This window comes from Halapricum desulfuricans (genome assembly GCF_017094525.1).
GTDB lineage: Archaea > Halobacteriota > Halobacteria > Halobacteriales > Haloarculaceae > Halapricum > Halapricum desulfuricans.
Genome location: NZ_CP064788.1, coordinates 274,575 through 292,358 on the forward strand (window position 1 = coordinate 274,575; position 17,784 = coordinate 292,358).

The window sequence follows — 17,784 nt, forward strand, 5'->3', positions numbered from 1 at the left end:
GACGCTAGCCGCTCTCGTCGGGCTCGACCGAGGGGAAACCCTGCTCTTTGAGGCTGTCGATAACGGAGCGACCGTTGTCGTTGACCGACCACTCGCGGGTCGGCGGTTCGTGACCGTCGAGCACCTTGTGAACCATCTTGACGCCGTCAGAGAGCGTTTCGAGGCCGTAGCCCCCTTCGAGTACGAACCCGAGGCCGGCGTCGACCTCGTCGGTCAGCGTCCACAGGAAGTCGGTCATCAGGCCGTAGCCGTCGGTCGTGACGACCATCCGTGAGATCGGATCGTGTTCGTGGGCGTCGAAGCCGGCACTGACCAACAGCAGGTCGGGATCGAACGCCTCCAGCGACGGGCCGATCACCTCCCGCAGTGCGGCCATGTACTCGGCGTCGCCACAGCCCGCGGGGAACGGGGCGTTCAGCGTCGTCAATTCGGCGTCGTCCTCGCCGGTCTCGCCGACGGCACCCGTGCCCGGATACAGCCCCTCCTCGTGGAAGGAGACGTAGAACACGTCCTCGCGGTCGTAGAACATGTCCTGCGTGCCGTTTCCGTGGTGGACGTCCCAGTCGAGAATCGCGACGCGGTCGGCCGTCTCGTGCTCGATGACGTGCTGGGCCGCGACCGCGACGTTGTTGACGAAACAGAACCCCATCGCGTCGTCCTCGACGGCGTGATGACCGGGGGGCCGACCCAGCGCGAACGGCGTCTCGTGGCTCGGCCGGTCGTCGAGGGCCGTCGTCGCGGCCCACTCGGCGAGTCCGGCGCTCGCGAGCACGGCGTCCCAGGTCTCCTCGACGGCGACGGTGTCGGCGTCCCAGTTGCCGCCGCCGTCCTCGCAGAACTCCCGGACTTCGGCGATATAGTCGGCGTCGTGGACGTTTGTCACTTCGACCTCGGTCGCCGAGTCGGCCGCGACGTACTCGACGTTGTCACACTCCGAGAGACTCTGGCGTATCGCCCGGAGGCGGTCGGGGCTCTCCGGGTGGCGCGCGCCGGTGTCGTGTTCGAGGCAGATCTCGCGGTAGCCAAACCTCATTCAAAGTAGGGCCCGAGTTCGTCGTATAGTTCGATGTCCTCCCCCTTAACGGTACGCCGTCCGGCATGGCGTGCCAGGACCGCCGCGGCGGCCGCGACGGTGTCGGCCTCGTCTTCCAGCAACGACGCGAGCGCGATCCGGGCGTCCATCGCCACGCGGTAGTCCTCGATGTCGAGCCGCGCGATCCGGTCGACGGGCGCGATCGGTAACTCCAGGGCGTCCGGGTCAGGAACGGTCTCGACGCCGAAGTCCTCGGGCATCAGGGTTTTCCGGCCGTCCGCGGTCGCGCGCTCGGCCGCCGCGACCGCGCGCTCGGCACCCCGTTCCTGAATCCGGCGTGTCAGCGCCTCGGTCGCCTCGGAACTCACGCGCAGGTCCCCGGCGTTGCGACGGATGATCGAATCGACCGGAGCGAACGGTAGCTCGACGCTCATACGCCATATCGGGGCCGATGCGGGCTTAAGAGTTTCCCGTCTGCGCTAGAAGAGCTCCTCGGCGTCGACTCGGTCGGCCCGGCGCTGGCCGCGCACGGTGACCTGCTGGCCGAGCTGGACGTGCTCGTCGGTCTCGACGCTGATGGTCTCCTCGCCGTCGTCGACGATCACCGGATCGCCTGTCTGGACGACCGTCCCTGTCACTTCTATCTGCTCGCCGCCCGTGCCGTCGCTGTCGTCACTGCCGACGCCCGCTGGCTCGCTTCCGTCGTCGGTCCCGCGGTCGTCCGCGAACGTGTCGAGGCCGGTCGACGATTCGCTGCTGGCGCCCCCGCTGTCTCCGTTGCTCGCCGCCCCCGCACCGGAGCCGTCCTCCAGCACGACGACCGCCGACCCCCAGCCTGCGGACGCCTCGAGGTCGTCCTGCCAGCCGTCCTGAATCTCGGCGTCAGCGACGAACACCTCGTCGCCCGGCCCGAGGTCGATGTCGGCCTTTTCGCCCCACAGTGCCACCCGGATGTCGCCGGTGTCGTCCTGGATTCGGACGTTGCGGACCTGCCCCTCGCTGCCGTCGTCCCGATCGAACGTCCGCTTCGGGTCGGCCGATCGGACGACGCCGCCGATGTCGACCGTCTGGTCGAGTTCGACGCCGCCGATCGGGTCGGTCTCCGGGCTGAAGTCGATCTCGTCGTCGATCGCCTCGACCGCCCCGCGGTCGCCGACGTGCAACTCCAGGCTGCCGTCGCGCTCGCGGACGTAGCCGTCGACGACCTCGACGGGCGTGCCAGCCTCGAGTTCCTCGGCGCGGTCGGCCCGGTCGTCCCACAGCGTCACGCGGATCCGCCCGGACTCGTCACCCAGCGTGAGGTTCGCGACCCGTCCCTCGCTGCCGTCGTCGCGGTCGAACGTGCGAACCGACTCGGTGTCGAGGACGATCCCCCTGACGTTGACGTCCGATTGCCCCATCGACAGCGAGTCGACGTCGGTCCGCCCGTCGAGGTCGACCTCGATCTCGGCGTCCTCGTCCGGTTCGGCCTTGTCGACGCTGACCTCCAGGCCGCTGTAGCCGTCTTTTGGCCGGCCCTTGACGCGCAGGACGTCACCCGCCTGGAGCTCTCCGTCGTCGATCGAGCGGGCCTGTTCGTCCCAGAAGGAGAGCCGCACCTGTCCCGTCTCGTCGGCGGCCTCGACGTTGATGACGCGGCCGTCCTCGTCGTCGCCGTCGCGCTCGAACGTGCGCAACTCCCCGATCGAGGTCACCTTCGCGAGGAACTTCACCTCGTCCATGCCGGGCTCAATGTCGGCGATCGCGTTGACCTCGTTCTCGCTGAGTTCGTGCGCGATCAGCATCGCCGCCGTCTCCTCGTCCGCGAGCCCCCCCATCTGTTCGACTTTCTGCTCGACGGCCTCCCGGAACTCCTCCTCGGAGACGTCGGCCTCGAGATCCGCGTAGACGTCCTCGATTGCACCCATGGCTAGCGGTGTTGACGGCTGGATCGCGTTTAAACAATACGGTCACGGGGCGTTCGAGACGCTCGACGTCCGGGGCACTCACTCGCGAGTCCCGGGCACCCGGCCGACAGTCACGTAGAACGGGACCGTCTCCCGTCGGCGATAGTCGCGCCGTTGCATCTGTTCGACGACCGATCGGCCCATCGACCGCCACTCCTCGCGCAGCCGTTCGTAGGCCTCGGGGCCGTCGCCGGCGACCAGTTCGGCGCGGCTGTCGGCCAGGCCGTCGCCGGTGGCCTTCAGGCGGGCGTCCTCGACGGCCTGCTCGGAGTAGGGCGGCTCGACGGTCCGGACGTGGTCGTACCGGCGGGTTCGAACGTCTTGCAGGCCGGCCGCTTCAAATCGCTCGCGCACGTTCGCGCCCAGCGTGACGTCGGTATCGACGCCGTCGAGATACCGCTCGCGGGCGCGGCGGGCCAGCGACGGCTCGGACTCGACCGTCGACTCGACGGTGACGGCCCCGTTGTCGGGTTCGACGGCCGCGACGAGGTCCCTCGAGACGCGGGCGAAGTCCCCGATCGCGGCATCGGGATCGGGCAGATTGATCAACAGCGCCTGACAGACGACGAGATCGAAGCTGTCGTCCGGGAACGGCAGTCGCGTCGCGTCCCCGCGAACAGCCGGGGGTTCGAGACGGGCGAGCAGGTCGGGGTCGGCGTCACAGCCGACGACGGTACCCGGGACCTCTTCGCGGAGAACGCGCGTGAGCTCGCCGGTCCCACAGCCGGCGTCGAGCACGCGCTCGCGGCTGGCCAGTCGCAGGTCGGACAGGGCCTCGCGGCTGCCCGCCCACATACCCTCGCGGGTGGTTTCGAGGTACTCGGCGCTGAACTGGCGCACAGCCGCGTTTGCGAACCCAGAGAGAAAAGTCGGCCGATCCGTGCCGGCGGTCCGAGCTAGCAAGCCGGTGACATCCCGGGGCAATCCGCCGGAGCCGTTGTCCCAGCCTGGACTGCACTGGTTCGTCTCCGGCATTGACCGGGAAACACTCGTGTCTCCCGTCTGTCGGATTGGCAACGGCTGACGCGGGTGGGCTTTCTCTCGACCCGTTTCCGAACCCCTATGTCGCTCCCGTGATCACAACGGAGTAATGACCGACATCGAGAGCCTGAAGGGATTCTACGATCGGTATCCCGAGGAGTTCGCCGCCTGGCGGGACGTCATCGACGTCGTCGAGACGACTGCCGCGGAGTTCGGCTTCCGGGAGATCGACACGCCGGCCGTCGAGCGTCGGGCGCTCTACGAGATCAAGTCCGGCGAGGAACTGATGGACCAGACCTACTCCTTCAAAGATCGCGGGGGCCGGCAGGTCACGCTCACGCCCGAGCAGACGCCGACCCGTGCGCGGCTGGTCCAGCAGCGCAAGGACCTCAAGACGCCGATCAAGTGGTACGACACCTCGAAACGGTGGCGCTACGAGAACGTCCAGAAGGGCCGGGATCGGGAGTTCTTCCAGACCGACATCGACGTCTTCGGCATTGAGTCCGTTGAGGCCGACGCCGAGGTCATCGCCGTCGCCGCGACGATCTACGAGCGGCTGGGCGTGGCCGACCGCGTCGAGTTTCTGATCAACGACCGGACGCTGCTCGATGCGCTGCTGGCAGCCGAGGGGATCGCCAACACCGACGCGGTGATGAAAGTCATCGACGACAAGGAGAAACTCGCCCGCGAGGAGTTCCTGACCGAGTTGCGCAACACCGGCGTCGCTCACGAGTCGGCCGAACGGATCGACGAACTCACCTCGATCCGGGGGCCGATCACCGAGGAGATCGACCGGTTGCGCGAGCTCGCGCCCGACGACGAGGCTGCCGTCGAGGCAGTCGATCGGATGGCTGATCTGGCCGACGCGCTGGAGTCCTACGGCGTCGCTGAGGCCTGCAAGCTCGACCTGTCGATCGTCCGCGGGCTCGCCTACTACACGGGCCTGGTCTTCGAGGCCTTCGACAGCGAAGGCGAGTTGCGCGCACTCTTCGGCGGCGGTCGCTACGACGACCTCGTGGGCCTGTTCGGCAGTCAGGACGTGTCTGCGGTCGGATTCGCCTTCGGCTATTCGACGACGCGCGAACTCCTCAAGATGGAAGGCGAGTGGCCCGCCGAGGAGGTATCGACCGACGTCTACGTCGCCGCTGTCTCCGGGGACGTTCGCGAGGCGGCACTCGGATTCGCGAGCGGTCTCCGTGAGGCAGGGCTCGTTGTCGAAACCGATCTGGCGAACCGCGGGCTCGGCGGCCAGTTCGAGTACGCCGACAGTATCAACGCCGACACGGTCCTGATCGTCGGCCAGCGCGACCTTGACGACGGGGTCGTCACCGTCCGTGACATGGACAGCGGCGACGAACGGCGGGTGTCGATCGAGGACGTCGTCGACGAACTCGCGTAGCTGTCGTCCCACTCGGACGATCAAAGACCGACCGAAGCGGACCAAACGTTGATTACGCGATGTGCCGACCCTGCGTGTATGAAGGTCGTCCTGATCGGGGTCGGTCAAGCCGGCGGCAAGATCACCCAGGCCCTCGCCGCATACGACTACGAGATGGGGTTCGACGCGATCCAGGGGGCGCTGGCAGTCAACACCGCCGAGGCCGATCTGCAGGCACTCGATATCGACACGCAGCTGATCGGGCGCGATCGCGTGAAAGGCCACGGCGTCGGCGGGGACAACGAACTCGGTGCCGAGATCATGCGCGAGGCGTCGACGGAAGTGATCGACGAACTCGACGGCCGGATCACCTCCCGCGCGGAGGGGATCGTGATCGTCGCCGGGCTCGGCGGCGGGACCGGCTCCGGCGGCGCGCCGATGCTGGCACGCGAACTCAAGCGCATCTACGACATCCCCGTCTACGTGCTCGGTGTGTTACCGGGACGCAACGAGGGGTCGATCTATCAGGCGAACGCCGGTCGGTCGCTCAAGACCGTCGCCCGCGAGGCCGACGCGACGGTCCTGATCGACAACGACGCCTGGCACGACAACGAGGAGAGCCTCGAGGCGAGTTTCGAGACGATCAACCGGAACATTGCCCAGCGCGTCGGCCTGTTGCTGGCCGCCGGCGAGGTCGTCGACGGGGTCGCCGAGAGCGTCGTCGACTCCAGCGAAGTCATCAACACGCTCCGGCCCGGGGGGATCGCATCGATCGGGTACGCCTCCGCGGCGGCAGCCGAGGACAGCGCGGACAACGTCAACAACATCGTCACCGCGACGCGAAACGCCCTGCTCTCGGGGACGAGTCTCCCGAACGCGGTCGAGGCCGACACGGCGCTGCTGGTGATCGGCGGTGACCCCGACCGCATCGCCCGCAAGGGCGTCGAACGCGCGCGCCGCTGGCTCGAGGACGAGACCGGCTGTCTGGAGGTCAGGGGCGGGGACTTCCCGCTCGATAGCGAGCGACTCGCCGCGCTCGTGCTGCTCGGCGGAGTCGAACGCTCCAGTCGGATCGACGAGTTCCTCGACCGCGCTCGCGAGGCACACGAGCGAGCCAGCGAGCCGACGCCGGATCCGAACGACGCCTTCGAGAACGATCAGCTCGAAGACCTCTTTTGACGGTCGACGCGTCGTCACTCGTCGAGGTCGAGGTCTTCGAGCGCCGCGGCGACGTCGTCGTCGTCGGCCTCGTCTTCGTCGGGGAGCGCCACGTCGTCGTCGGTCTGCTCGTCCTGCGACGACTCGTCCGACTCCTGTGAGGGGCTGTCGGGCTCCGGTGGCGGATTCTCGGCAGTATCAGGTTCCGTCGACGACGCCTCGGAAGTCCCCGATCGGCCGGGATCGAGCGACGGGCCGCTTGACTCTCCCAGGTCGGCGTCGAGGTCCCCGCCGGGTGGGCTGTTCCAGACGTCGTGTTCGTTGAGCACCGTGTCTCGATGGCCCAGTAGCCACTCGACGTAGCCGTCGAGGTCCTCGAACCCGTGCTCGTCGGCCTCGCGGCGCAGGTTGTCTATCATCGCCGGATCGAGGTCCAGGGAAACGTCCGCCATCGTTTCCCGTTCGTCGGTCGAAGTATAAATACTCCTGTGTCGCAACCGCCGATCGGCTCGACGGGCAGTTCGATCGACGACTAGACGAGGCTGCGGCCGTCGAATTCGGTCCGGTCGTACTCGATGTCCATCAGCGAGAGGATCGTCGGCGCGATGTCGAACAGGTCGGCGTCCTCGATGCGGACGTCGGGGTTGTCGACGTACAGCGTCGCGTTGTCGAAGCTGTGCATCCCGTTGCGCGGCCCCACGCCGAAGACCTCGCTGTCGCCCTTGAACCCGGCCTTCAGGTCGAATCCGTGGTTGGGGATCACGACCAGATCGGGCGCGATGTCGTCGTGATCGCCACGGAAGGCGTCCTCGCCGGTGACGACCCGGTCCGCGACCGGGTTGCCGTCCGGCCCTTCGAGGCGCTCGAGTTCGGCCCTGAGTTCGGCGCGTACCTCCTCGTACTCGGATTCGGGCACGCTCCCGCGCGGTTCCCGTCCCTCCAGATTGAGGTAGAACCGGCCGGGGATCAGCGAGTACGCCGTCGTCTCGTCGGCGATGTCGCCCAGCTCCTCGTGGTCCTCGTCGTCGTAAGAGAGCCACCCTTCCCGGGCGAGCCACTCGTTGAGATGGACCTCGTACTCCAGCGAGGTGAACCCGTGGTCGGAAGCGACCATCATCGTCACGTCGTCGGCGAGCAGTTCCCGCAACTCACCGAGGTAGTCGTCGACCGTGCGATAGAACTCGATGAACTCCTCTCTGTACTCGCCGTCCTGCTCGTAGTCCTTGAACAGGAAGTGGTTGACCCGGTCAGTCGTCATGAAGACGCCGAAAAACAGGTCCCAGTCGTCCTCCTGAATGTAGTGTTTGAACGCCTCGAACCGTCTTTCGAGCGTCTCGTGGGCGTCCTCGATGAACTCGCTCTTGTCCGCGTCGTGGCCGAGTTTGGCGTTGACGTCGATCCGGTAGTCGATCCCCTCGAGGTAGTCCCGAAGCTCGTCGGGGTAGGCGGCCTTTTCGACGCTCGGCGAGAGAAAGCCCGAGACCATCCGCTGGACGTCACGCTGGGGCGGGAACGTGACTGGCACGTTCATTACCGTCGCTCGCCTGTCCTCGGCCTCGATGCGGTCCCACACCCGGGTCGCCTGCACGTCCCGACCCATGGGGACGTAGGTGTCATACGAGCCGACTTCCCGGTCCTGGAAGCCGTAGACGCCGGTCTCGCCGGGGTTGACGCCGGTCGTCAGCGACGGCCAGCAGGCGCTGGACTCGGGGGGGACGATACTGTCGATCGCGCCGGCGCTCCCCTCGTCGGCGATCGCGGCGAGGTTCTCGAACTCTTCCTCGTGGTCGGCGAGCAGGCTGTAGGGCACCCCGTCGATCCCGAAAAACGCGACACGGGGCCCGCCATCGCCTCGAAGCCGGTCGAACAGTCCCATACTCCCGTTATCAGTGACAGCCACAAGAAGCTTCTTTTCGCACGTTCCCTCCAGCAGGGGGAACTGCTTACGGCTCGTCGTCCGCCGAGGAATCGTAGTTCTCCGGCACGACCGTCACGTGATCGAGCCCCGACCGGGGACGGCGCTCGGGGACGACCGTCGGATGATCCATGCCGGCTGACTGACGAGTGGTTGCCATCGCAGGCGTTCCTACGCGCTCGATCCGCATATAATTACCCATGCTCATAACGAATCGGAGCGAACCGGAGCATGTCCGGGATGCATACGAAGCGCTGTCGGACGCAGCAACGGCCGGAAATCGGCGTCGCGGCGCTACGCGAACGTTTCGTCGTACAGTTGCTGGGCGTGTTCGATCGCGTCGAAGGCGGCCTGCTTGTCCTCCCAGCCCAGCGTTTCGACTTCCTTGCCTTCTTCGAGGTTCTTGTAGGTCGCGAAGAACTCGTCGATCTCGTCGAGCGTCTGCTGGGGGATGTCCTCGAGGTCCTCGATGTGGTCGTACCGGGGGTCCTCGGTCGGGACGGCGATGACCTTGTCGTCCTGCTCGCCGTCGTCGTCCATCTTCATCAGCGCGACCGGGCGCGCCTCGATGACACAGCCGGGGAAGGTCTGATCTTCGACGAGCACCAGCACGTCGAAGGGGTCCTCGTCGTCGTAGTAGGACTGGGGAATGAACCCGTAATCGGAGGGGTAGTGAACGTTGCTGTGCAGGACCCGATCGAGCACGACGCCGGGGATGTCCTTGTCGTACTCGTATTTGTTGCGCTCGCCTTTGAGACACTCGACGACCGCGTAGATCTCTTCGGGCGGGTTCGGTCCGGTTTCCAGGTCTTCCCAGAGGTTCGTCATCACTCGCCTCTCCGGGCACCGGCCAAAAAGTCCTTTCGACAGCAGCACCAAGCCCGAACCGACTTCCGGACCGGACCGCGAAATCGGGGACCACGACAACGGTTACACTACATCCCCTCGACACGACTAATGTACAGTTAACCCGTCGAGGAGTTACGAAAACGACGGTACTGCTGGAGAGAGTTAACAAGGGTTAAATGTCCCCATGACATCCAGTTAACCATGTCAGAGGCACAAGCAGTTCAGAACGATCCTGGCATTACCAAGGAACTGACGGCGTTTCAGCGGAACATTCTGGTCATCCTGGCCGAGGAGTCCCGCTACGGGCTCGCGATCAAGCGCGAACTCGAGTCGTACTACGACTCGGAGGTCAACCACGGCCGGCTCTACCCGAACCTCGACGACCTCGTCGAGATGGGGCTCGTCGAGAAGAGCGAACTCGACAAGCGGACCAATCAGTACGCGCTGACGGACGACGGCTACGAGGCGCTGCTCGATCAGTTGGCCTGGGAACTGTCGAAGATCGTCACCGACGACGCTCGCGCGGCGGATCTGCGCGAATTGATCGAGCGAGCCAACTAGACGGCTTTTTCGGCCGAGCAGACCACCGGGGAGCGGCTAGGCGTTCGTCCCGTCTCGGTCTGTCGTCGCTGCTTCGATAGTGTACTCGATCGACAGCGAGAGTCGCTCGCGCTGGTCGTCGCTGGGCCAGGCGTTACGCGGGAAATACTCCTCGCGGAACTCCGCCAGTTCGGCCTCGGTCAGCGACTCGATCGGTTTGGCGTAGTGGTTGCTCGCGAACTCGGCCAGCGCCCGGGCCGTCGCTCCGTGCGTCTCGCCGTGTTCGTCCTCGACTCGCTCGGCGATCTCGGCGTTGTGTGACGCGACCGCCTCCCAGTCCTCGGGCTCGCCCGGCCCGGACAGCGACCGCTCGACGCCCCGCTCGAGGTCCTCGATCCGTTCGGTGCGGACCAGCCCCTCCTCGTCGAGCCACTCCTCGGGATGACAGACGAGCGTGTCGTCCGCCTCGCGGACCCGGGCCGTGTAGCCGTACTCGGCGAGGGTCTCCTCGCGGTTCCGTCGGTACGCTCGCGCCTCCTCGCCGCTCGCCCGGCGTGCCAGTCGCGTCAGTCGTTCGGCCTCCTCGATGGCCTCCTCCGGCAGGTCGGTCATTCTCGTCCCTCCATGGCGGATCACGCCTCGTCGAGCGCCTCGTTTGCCAGCTTGTCAGCGCGCTCGTTTACCGCTCTCGGAACGTGTTCGATCGACCACGAGTCGAACTCCGAGAGCAGTTCCCGGGCACGGACCCGTCGCTCGCGCAGGTCCGGATCGTTCGTGTTCCACTCTCCCCGGAGCTGTTTGACCACCAGTTCCGAGTCGCTTCGGATCCGGACCTCCTCGAAGCCGTGGTCGGCGGCAACCTCCAGGGCCGTGACCAGCCCCTCGTACTCGGCGCGGTTGTTGGTCGCCCGGCCAATGCGCTCGCTCCCCTCGCTGACGATTCCGTCGCCGGTCAGGACCACCCAGCCGATCGCCGCCGGCCCGGGGTTGCCACGGGAGGCCCCGTCGAAGTAGACGTGCGCCCGGCCGCCGCCCTCCCGCAACAGTCCGGCGAGTCGCTCCGGGTGCTCCCCCTGAACGACTACCTTGTTCTCGTAGGCGACTGCGATCGCCCCGCCGTGGCGCGCGCGCCAGCGCTCGTGGTCGGTATTTCCGGGTTCGATCTCGATCCCGGCCGCTTCCAGCCGCTCGCGAGCGGCCGATTCGTCACACTCGATGACCGGCATTCGCGTCGAAATCGCGGCGCTGTGGGCTTACGGCTTGCGATCGACCCGATCGCTCTATTCTGTCCTGTCATATTGGTCAGAATACCTGGCCACCAAAGGCTTTAAGTTAAGCGAAATTGCTAATATAAAAGTGCGATGACACGGTCCACCCGCCAGCGGGAACGCGAGTCCGAGACGGAGACAGACGCCGAGGAGGAAGTCGTCCAACAGTGTCCGGAGTGTGGGTCGGAGGAGCTCGTCAAGGATGCGGATCGAGGTGAACTGGTGTGTGACGAGTGCGGGCTCGTCGTCGAGGAGGGGAACATCGACCCCGGCCCGGAGTGGCGCGCGTTCAACCATCAGGAGCGCCAGGAGAAATCCCGGGTCGGCGCGCCGACGACGAAGACGATGCACGACAAGGGGCTGACGACGACGATCGACTGGAAGGACAAGGACGCCTACGGCCGCTCGATCTCTTCGAAAAAGCGCAGTCAGATGCACCGCCTTCGCAAGTGGCAAGAGCGGATCCGAACGAAGGACGCCGGCGAGCGCAACCTGCAGTTCGCGCTTTCGGAGATCGACCGCATGGCCTCGGCGCTGGGCGTCCCGCGATCGGTCCGGGAGGTCGCGTCGGTGATCTACCGGCGCGCGCTCGACGACGACCTCATCCGCGGCCGGTCGATCGAGGGTGTTGCCACGTCGGCACTGTACGCCGCCTGTCGGAAGGAGGGGATTCCGAGAAGTCTCGAAGAGATTTCCGACGTCTCTCGGGTCGAGCGCAAGGAGATCGGCCGGACGTATCGCTATATCTCCCAGGAACTCGGTCTAGAGATGGAGCCCGTCGATCCCAAGAAGTACGTTCCGCGGTTCTGTTCTGAACTCGACCTCTCTGAGGAGGTCCAGACGAAAGCCAACGAGATCATCGAGGAGACCGCCGAACAGGGGCTGCTCTCGGGCAAATCGCCGACCGGCTACGCCGCCGCTGCGATCTACGCCGCGTCCCTGCTCTGCAACGAGAAGAAGACCCAGCGAGAAGTCGCCGACGTCGCGCAGGTCACTGAAGTTACGATCCGCAATCGCTATCAGGAACAGATCGAAGCGATGGGCATCCACAGCTGACACTGCCAGCTGTGTCATTTTGGGGATTCGCCGCACTGGACCGTGCATATCTCGACACACGGATAGCCGCAGGATGAGTCGCTGGCCACCTCACCGCCGACGCCACGCGGCGCTGAGAATGAACCCGAGGAGGACGCCGGCATACAGCAGGAGTGCGCTCCCGTCAATCCGATCGATACTGACGAGGTACGCGAGGCCCGCAAAGACGAGCAGGACGACGAGTGCGGCCGTCGCCTGCAAAGCCACCGTATAGACCTGCTTGCTCGTATCTCGGGCACGCTCTCTGTGTGTCTGTTCGGCCATAGTACAGTTCTATCACGCCGGATGGGTAGTTATTACTTCGATACACTCAGTAAGCTCCCGCGTTGCTGGGACCGGCTCCTGTGATCTACGCCAGCTGCCGGACAGCCGCCGCTTCGATCGGTAGCCGAGTAACACGTCGGCGGTAGAACCCGTGCAACCGCCAGTAGGATATAATTACTTGCTGATTTCGACGGTTCTGACTGTCGTATGACATTCCTACCTGAGTCAGCGCGCAGTAGGAGTATCCTACCCGGCCGCAGATGGATCAAGTATCGCAAGTAGTCAAATATCGCTATCTGGAAATATATAATACGTATCTGGAATCTATCCGGCACAGAAATTTGCCGTACCACTACTGAACGGGCGAGAAGAGTTTTACGAGAATGGTGCTCCTACCGATCCATGGCAGACAGGTACGATGGTCATACGCCATGCGACGAGACGGAGCGAGACACGAACGGTAATAATACCCGCTTCAACGCGGGGGAGAATGAAGGTCCTACCGGCAGTAATAGCAACCTACAGCGCCGTTCGCTTCTGAAGCTGATCGGTTCGGCCTCAGTTGCGGCAGCCGTTCCGGGACTGTCCAGTGTCGCGTCTGCGGAGACGACGTACAACGGGATCACGTTCGATCGAGTGGTCGACGCGGTCGACGATCTGGGGATGGACCCGAACGGCAACGAGCCGATCGACGCAGCGTTCAACGACGCCATCAAAACGGGGACACTGATCGAGTTCCCGCCGGGCGAGTACCTGATGGAAACCGATCACAGTGACGCGGGCGTCTCCCGGTTCGGTGTTCGCGGTCTAGGCGACCACCGCAACGACGTGCAGTTCCTGCCCGAAGCAGGGTCGGGGATCGCGTTCCTGCACGGTGGCGGGCCTGGGCCGTACATGATCGAGAACGTTTCCTTCCACGAGCGAGACGACGAGACCTCGATGGTGTATCTCGGGATGGGATCGGAAAACGGCGTCTACGTCGGCAACGTCGAGTGGCTCGGTCGGTCGCCGCTGGACGACGCAAGCGACTACCACATCAGCGCGGACGTGTACGATCAGGACGCGGTATCCGTCTTCGAGAACGTCTACGCGGGGCTGGACAAACCGGCTATCGAGGCCGATTACCCGGAAGGAATCGCGTTCTTCCGCGCCGGCCCCTCCCACAAGGGCGAAGTGATCATCCGGAACCCGGTGATCCACGAGCGCAACTCCGCGGCGACGCGACTGACAGCCGGCCCCGGTGTCACGACCATCGAGGGCGGGGAGTTCGTCAACAACCAGAACGCGAACATCCGGTTCGGTGCTGGCGATCACCCATCGAAAGTCTCCAGCGCGACCGGTTGCTACGTCAAGGCTGACGGGTCCCGCGACTCAGCCGATGCCATCCGGGTCGACGCAAGCAGCAACGGATACACCGGAGCGGTCTTTCGCGACATCGAGATCGAGTGGACCAAGGAGACGGGCCGTGGCGTCATCGCCCTGCCCGACTGGGGCGGTCACGGGAGTGCGGCGTTCTACGACTGCGTCGTGCACAACGACGGCGCGGAGACGCTGACCGTCAACGCGGATTCGGTGTCACCCGACGACGACGCGGTCGTACTCGAGAACTGTTCGTTTACCGGCTCCGGGCGTGGCTTTGACGCGGCGGACCGCGACGGGAGCGTCATCCGCGACTCCTGTATCGACATGCCGAACGCGTCGATCGAAACCTTCGAGACGGAGAACGTCTCGAACGGCGGGTGCGGCGAAGACACCAACGAGGGACCGTCGGCGTCGATCACGGTGACGGACAAGACCGACCTCACGGTCGAGCTCTCGGGTTCGGACTCCACGGACAGTGACGGCGACATCGTCGCCTACGACTGGGATGTCAACGACAGTTCCTACCAGAGTGAATCGATTTCACACACCTTCGATTCCGAGGGGACCTACAGCGTCACGCTGGTCGTCGAGGACGACGACGGTGCGACCGATTCGACGACGACCGAGGTGTCTGTCAGCGAAACCGCTCTGGAGAAGCACCTGGAGATCCGCGGAACCGGCATCACCACCGAGTACGCCTTCGAGGTGAGCGAACAGCTCGAACCCGTCTCCGGGACCATCGAGGAGTGGGACGACGTCACCGAGACGAGCGCCACGGGCTACGTCACTGAAACCAGCCACAGCGACGAGTTCTGGATTGACGGCGACATCACGTCCTTCGAGTTCCTCGAGGGCGAGGCCGATGTTTTCCTCGACGGCGAGCAGATCGACCCGACCATGGATCGACTCGAGATCCGGGGGACCGGCATCACCACTGAGTACGCCTTCGAGGTGAGCAAACAGCTCGAACCCGTCTCCGGGACTATCGAGGAGTGGGACGACGTCACCGAGACGAGCGCCACGGGCTACGTCACTGAAACCAGCCACAGCGACGAGTTCTGGATTGACGGCGACATCACGTCCTTCGAGTTCCTCAAGGGCCGCGCGGAGGTCTATCGGAACGGCGACCGGATCTACCCGACGGAGCGCACACTGACGATTCAGGGGACCGGCACGCCCACTGAATACGCCGTCAAGGTCGGCGGCGAGATCGAGGGCGTCTCGGACACTTTCGAAGGCTGGGACGACGTCTCCGGCGACACCGCGAACGGCTGGGTCACCAACCCCTCGCACGTCGACGAGTTCACCTTTACCGGCGAACTGACGAGCGTCGAGTTCCTGCAAGGCGAAGCCGACGTCTTCGTCGACGGCGAAGCGGTCGACGTCTCGGCGATCTGATCCCGTCGACGAGAGGATCGCAAACTGCGATCACACACCGAGCCACTCGTCGTTGCTGACCTGATAGCCGTTCGCCCGGCAGTATTTCGCCGCCCGCCGGCGCACGTCGCGTGAACCCGGGAGTTTGCCCTTCTTGTCGATCTGTTCTACGACCCAGTCCCGGACCACAGAGATGCCCTCGTCGTCGTCGACAGCGTCGATCGCCTGCAGTTCCAGAAAGGTCCGCTCGTAGGCCTCCCGTTGAGACGTGCGAAAGTCCGCCTGTTCGATCCCTGCAGCTGCCTCGACGATCCGTTTCATGGCCGAAGCGATCGTCGGCCGCTGGACCCGCGTCCGGACGGCGGCTGGCGACTCGAAGGTCTCGACGTCCGTCTCCGGGAGCAGTTCGGCGACGGTGTAGACGCCGGTCTCGGCTTCGATCTCCCGATCACCGACCGTCTCGACGATCTCGGCCCCCGTTGCCGGGAACGCTACCGTGTCCAGTTCCGTCTCGAAGAAGGCGAGGGTGGAGGTATCGACCGGGGGTTCGGGTTCGTCCCCGCGCTGTAGTTCCGCCTCTATCTCTCGTTCTCGCTGTCTCTGCATCTCCTGATCCGCCTGGTTCTCTCTGCCGTTTTTGTCGTCTGCCATTCGTATGTATAGCGTCTCTGGTTTGATAACTCTGTGGCTGGCACCGGGTCTCGACTATTCGACGGTCACACTCTTCGCGAGGTTGCGCGGTTTGTCGATGGAGCGCCCCATCTCGTTGGCGGCATGGTAGGCGATCAGCTGGAGCTGGACGTTCGCGAGCGCAGCGACCAGATCTGGATGTGTCGCGGGGACGGGGAGGAACTCGTCGGCCGTCTGTGCGAGTTGCGACGCCGTGCGCGGTCCGACGACGATGACTGGCCCCCCGCGGGTCTGTATCTCCCGGACGTTGCTCTCGAGGCGGCTCAGGTGCTGGCCCGTGCCGATGGCGAAGACCGGCGTCTCCGAGGTCACGAGCGCCAGCGGGCCGTGTTTCAGTTCTCCCGCAGCGAATCCTTCGGCGTGTTCGTAGGTGATCTCCTTGAATTTCAGGGCACCCTCCAGGGCGACCGAGAAGGCGCTCCCGCGGCCGATGAAGAAGTGGCCGTTGTCACCGAGACAGCGTCGGCTGACGGCTTTCGCCTCGGTGGTTTCGATCACCGACTCGACGTTCTCCGGGAGTGATTCCAGCGCGCGCAGGCGCTGCTCGTGGCCCTCGGTCGGCTCACCGGTGACGTCCCGAACGAGCCGTTCTCCGAGGAGGACCAGCGTCGCGACCTGTGAGGAGAACGTCTTGGTGGCGGCGACGCCGATCTCGGGCCCGGCACGGATGAACAGCGCGTCGTCACACGTGCGGGCAGCAGTCGATCCAATCACGTTCGTCAGCGCGAGCGTCCGCGCGCCACGGTCCCGAGCGCGCTGCAGCGCTTCCAGGGTGTCTGCCGTCTCACCGGACTGGGTGACACCGATCACCAGCGTGTCCTCGTCGACGGGGGCAGGATAGGCGGCGTACTCGCTGGCGATGAACGTGTCGGCGTTGATGCCCCAGTCCGAGAGCAGTCGCTCACCGTACATCCCCGCGTGGTAGGAGGTTCCACAGGCGACGAACTGGACGTTCGAGACGTCCTCGAACGACCCCGGCGGGAAGTCCTCGAGCACGACGTCGCTGCCGTCGATCCGCCCGTGCAACGTCTGCCGGAGAGCCATCGGTTGCTCGTTGATCTCCTTGAGCATGTAGTGGTCGTAACTCCCCTTCTCGGCGTCTTCGGGATCCCAGTCGACGGTCTCGACCGAACGGGAAACGGGGGTACCGTCGAGATCGGTGATCCGGTACCCCTCGGGTGTGATCGCAGCGATGTCGTCGTCCTCCAGATAGACGACGCGGTCGGTGAACTCCAGGAACGCGGGGACGTCACTGGCCAGGTAGTTCGCCGACTGACCGTCTCCGATCACCAGCGGCGAGCCGTTCCGGGTCGCATACACTGTTGGGTCGCCGTCGACCAGCAGCGCGATGGCGTAGCTCCCGTCGAGCTGATCGACCGCGTCGCGGAAGGCGGATTCGGGATCGTGGCCCGCGGCGAGTCGCTCCTCGACGAGGTGGGGGATCACTTCCGTGTCGGTGTCGCTGGTGAACTCGTGGCCGCGATCCTGCAGTCTCTCACGGAGTTCGGTGTAGTTCTCGATGATCCCGTTGTGAACGGCCGCGACCCGCCCGTGACAGCCGGTGTGTGGGTGAGCGTTGTCGTCAGTCGGCGGGCCGTGTGTACTCCAGCGCGTGTGGCCGATACCGACCGGTCCGTCGACGTCACCCGCGGTGAGTTCGGACTGCAGTTCCGAAACCTGACCTTCACGCTTGTTGATATCGATGCCTGTCCCGTTCTGGATTGCGATACCCGCCGAATCGTACCCGCGGTATTCGAGGTTCTGGAGCGAGGTCAGCAGCGGGTCGAGCGAGTCGTCGCTCCCGACCCGGGCAGTGATCCCACACATCAGATCGACACCTCCGACGTGACGACGGACGGGATCCCCGCCACACCAGTGTGATATATCGCCCGACGCGGCCGGCAGTGAGCGTTCGAACCGAATGTCGA

18 protein-coding genes are annotated in these 17,784 nt (G+C 65.1%); 5 read left to right on the forward strand and 13 right to left on the reverse strand.

Annotated elements, in window-relative coordinates; genetic code table 11:
* Positions 1-4 precede the first annotated feature (4 nt).
* From HSR122_RS01390 to HSR122_RS01405, 4 genes are all read right to left on the reverse strand, one after another.
* Entirely contained in the window at positions 5-1,033 is a 1,029-nt protein-coding gene (locus HSR122_RS01390) for a histone deacetylase family protein (RefSeq protein WP_229110901.1), read from the reverse strand.
* Complete coding sequence (locus tag HSR122_RS14950; RefSeq protein WP_229110902.1) at positions 1,030-1,467, reverse strand: histone family protein; 438 nt, start codon at positions 1,465-1,467, stop codon at positions 1,030-1,032. The genes HSR122_RS01390 and HSR122_RS14950 overlap by 4 nt, the downstream gene beginning before the upstream one ends.
* 45 nt (positions 1,468-1,512) lie before the next feature.
* Complete coding sequence (locus tag HSR122_RS01400; protein WP_229110904.1) at positions 1,513-2,940, reverse strand: single-stranded DNA binding protein; 1,428 nt, start codon at positions 2,938-2,940, stop codon at positions 1,513-1,515.
* Positions 2,941-3,018: 78 nt separating this feature from the next.
* The gene (locus tag HSR122_RS01405) at positions 3,019-3,819 is read right to left on the reverse strand and encodes a class I SAM-dependent methyltransferase (protein WP_229110905.1); all 801 of its coding nucleotides are present in this window, start codon (positions 3,817-3,819) and stop codon (positions 3,019-3,021) included.
* Between the two features lie 250 nt (positions 3,820-4,069).
* Between HSR122_RS01405 and hisS the strand changes: the two genes are divergently transcribed.
* Positions 4,070-5,359, forward strand: coding sequence for a histidine--tRNA ligase (gene hisS / locus HSR122_RS01410; protein WP_229110907.1), 1,290 nt, complete (start codon positions 4,070-4,072; stop codon positions 5,357-5,359).
* Between the two features lie 78 nt (positions 5,360-5,437).
* Positions 5,438-6,517, forward strand: coding sequence for a tubulin/FtsZ family protein (locus HSR122_RS01415; protein WP_229110909.1), 1,080 nt, complete (start codon positions 5,438-5,440; stop codon positions 6,515-6,517).
* 14 nt (positions 6,518-6,531) lie between these two features.
* On the opposite strand, the gene HSR122_RS01420 is transcribed toward HSR122_RS01415, so the two are convergent.
* The 4 genes from HSR122_RS01420 to HSR122_RS01430 all read right to left on the reverse strand — a co-directional run bounded on the left by HSR122_RS01420 (position 6,532) and on the right by HSR122_RS01430 (position 9,239).
* Positions 6,532-6,948 (reverse strand): hypothetical protein, encoded by a 417-nt coding sequence (locus tag HSR122_RS01420; RefSeq protein ID WP_229110910.1) that lies wholly within the window; start codon positions 6,946-6,948, stop codon positions 6,532-6,534.
* Positions 6,949-7,028: 80 nt separating this feature from the next.
* Positions 7,029-8,372: an alkaline phosphatase family protein gene (locus HSR122_RS01425; protein WP_229110912.1), complete on the reverse strand. Its 1,344-nt coding sequence runs from the start codon at positions 8,370-8,372 to the stop codon at positions 7,029-7,031.
* 67 nt (positions 8,373-8,439) lie between these two features.
* A complete protein-coding gene (locus tag HSR122_RS14870; protein WP_267491210.1) occupies positions 8,440-8,571 on the reverse strand; it encodes a hypothetical protein in 132 nt (43 codons plus the stop codon).
* A 134-nt stretch (positions 8,572-8,705) separates the two neighbouring features.
* Positions 8,706-9,239 carry an inorganic diphosphatase gene (locus HSR122_RS01430; RefSeq protein WP_229110913.1) on the reverse strand — a complete coding sequence of 178 codons (534 nt, stop codon included), beginning with the start codon at positions 9,237-9,239 and terminating at the stop codon, positions 8,706-8,708.
* A gap of 222 nt (positions 9,240-9,461) precedes the next feature.
* Between HSR122_RS01430 and HSR122_RS01435 the strand changes: the two genes are divergently transcribed.
* Complete coding sequence (locus HSR122_RS01435; RefSeq protein WP_229110914.1) at positions 9,462-9,821, forward strand: PadR family transcriptional regulator; 360 nt, start codon at positions 9,462-9,464, stop codon at positions 9,819-9,821.
* 36 nt (positions 9,822-9,857) lie between these two features.
* Here the strand turns inward: HSR122_RS01435 and HSR122_RS01440 are convergent, their stop codons facing one another.
* The gene (locus HSR122_RS01440; protein ID WP_229110915.1) at positions 9,858-10,412 is read right to left on the reverse strand and encodes a DUF7108 family protein; all 555 of its coding nucleotides are present in this window, start codon (positions 10,410-10,412) and stop codon (positions 9,858-9,860) included.
* 20 nt (positions 10,413-10,432) lie between these two features.
* Positions 10,433-11,026 carry a ribonuclease HI gene (gene rnhA, locus HSR122_RS01445; protein WP_229110916.1) on the reverse strand — a complete coding sequence of 198 codons (594 nt, stop codon included), beginning with the start codon at positions 11,024-11,026 and terminating at the stop codon, positions 10,433-10,435.
* Between the two features lie 135 nt (positions 11,027-11,161).
* On the opposite strand from rnhA, the gene HSR122_RS01450 reads away from it, so the two are divergent.
* Complete coding sequence (locus HSR122_RS01450) at positions 11,162-12,124, forward strand: transcription initiation factor IIB (protein WP_229110917.1); 963 nt, start codon at positions 11,162-11,164, stop codon at positions 12,122-12,124.
* Positions 12,125-12,214: 90 nt separating this feature from the next.
* Here HSR122_RS01450 and HSR122_RS01455 read toward each other — a convergent pair whose 3' ends face one another.
* On the reverse strand, positions 12,215-12,427 hold the full coding sequence (locus tag HSR122_RS01455; RefSeq protein WP_229110918.1) for a hypothetical protein: 213 nt from the start codon (positions 12,425-12,427) through the stop codon (positions 12,215-12,217).
* 636 nt (positions 12,428-13,063) lie between these two features.
* On the opposite strand from HSR122_RS01455, the gene HSR122_RS01460 reads away from it, so the two are divergent.
* Positions 13,064-15,187: a PKD domain-containing protein gene (locus tag HSR122_RS01460; protein WP_229110919.1), complete on the forward strand. Its 2,124-nt coding sequence runs from the start codon at positions 13,064-13,066 to the stop codon at positions 15,185-15,187.
* Between the two features lie 30 nt (positions 15,188-15,217).
* On the opposite strand, the gene HSR122_RS01465 is transcribed toward HSR122_RS01460, so the two are convergent.
* Both HSR122_RS01465 and glmS read right to left on the reverse strand, forming a co-directional pair.
* Positions 15,218-15,817, reverse strand: a complete 600-nt coding sequence (locus tag HSR122_RS01465) for a DUF5789 family protein (RefSeq protein WP_229110920.1) — start codon at positions 15,815-15,817, stop codon at positions 15,218-15,220.
* Positions 15,818-15,871: 54 nt separating this feature from the next.
* Positions 15,872-17,683 carry a glutamine--fructose-6-phosphate transaminase (isomerizing) gene (gene glmS, locus HSR122_RS01470; RefSeq protein WP_229110921.1) on the reverse strand — a complete coding sequence of 604 codons (1,812 nt, stop codon included), beginning with the start codon at positions 17,681-17,683 and terminating at the stop codon, positions 15,872-15,874.
* Positions 17,684-17,784: the final 101 nt, after the last annotated feature.

Excerpts from the sequence above, each read along its gene's own strand:
- HSR122_RS01390 (WP_229110901.1), bottom strand. The coding sequence starts at position 1,033 with ATGAGGTTTGGCTACCGCGAGATCTGCCTCGAACACGACACCGGCGCG.
- HSR122_RS14950 (WP_229110902.1), bottom strand. The coding sequence starts at position 1,467 with ATGAGCGTCGAGCTACCGTTCGCTCCGGTCGATTCGATCATCCGTCGC.
- HSR122_RS01400 (WP_229110904.1), bottom strand. The coding sequence starts at position 2,940 with ATGGGTGCAATCGAGGACGTCTACGCGGATCTCGAGGCCGACGTCTCC.
- hisS (WP_229110907.1), top strand. The coding sequence starts at position 4,070 with ATGACCGACATCGAGAGCCTGAAGGGATTCTACGATCGGTATCCCGAG.
- HSR122_RS01415 (WP_229110909.1), top strand. The coding sequence starts at position 5,438 with ATGAAGGTCGTCCTGATCGGGGTCGGTCAAGCCGGCGGCAAGATCACC.
- HSR122_RS01420 (WP_229110910.1), bottom strand. The coding sequence starts at position 6,948 with ATGGCGGACGTTTCCCTGGACCTCGATCCGGCGATGATAGACAACCTG.
- HSR122_RS01425 (WP_229110912.1), bottom strand. The coding sequence starts at position 8,372 with ATGGGACTGTTCGACCGGCTTCGAGGCGATGGCGGGCCCCGTGTCGCG.
- HSR122_RS14870 (WP_267491210.1), bottom strand. The coding sequence starts at position 8,571 with ATGGCAACCACTCGTCAGTCAGCCGGCATGGATCATCCGACGGTCGTC.
- HSR122_RS01430 (WP_229110913.1), bottom strand. The coding sequence starts at position 9,239 with ATGACGAACCTCTGGGAAGACCTGGAAACCGGACCGAACCCGCCCGAA.
- HSR122_RS01435 (WP_229110914.1), top strand. The coding sequence starts at position 9,462 with ATGTCAGAGGCACAAGCAGTTCAGAACGATCCTGGCATTACCAAGGAA.
- HSR122_RS01440 (WP_229110915.1), bottom strand. The coding sequence starts at position 10,412 with ATGACCGACCTGCCGGAGGAGGCCATCGAGGAGGCCGAACGACTGACG.
- rnhA (WP_229110916.1), bottom strand. The coding sequence starts at position 11,026 with ATGCCGGTCATCGAGTGTGACGAATCGGCCGCTCGCGAGCGGCTGGAA.
- HSR122_RS01450 (WP_229110917.1), top strand. The coding sequence starts at position 11,162 with ATGACACGGTCCACCCGCCAGCGGGAACGCGAGTCCGAGACGGAGACA.
- HSR122_RS01455 (WP_229110918.1), bottom strand. The coding sequence starts at position 12,427 with ATGGCCGAACAGACACACAGAGAGCGTGCCCGAGATACGAGCAAGCAG.
- HSR122_RS01465 (WP_229110920.1), bottom strand. The coding sequence starts at position 15,817 with ATGGCAGACGACAAAAACGGCAGAGAGAACCAGGCGGATCAGGAGATG.
- glmS (WP_229110921.1), bottom strand. The coding sequence starts at position 17,683 with ATGTGTGGGATCACTGCCCGGGTCGGGAGCGACGACTCGCTCGACCCG.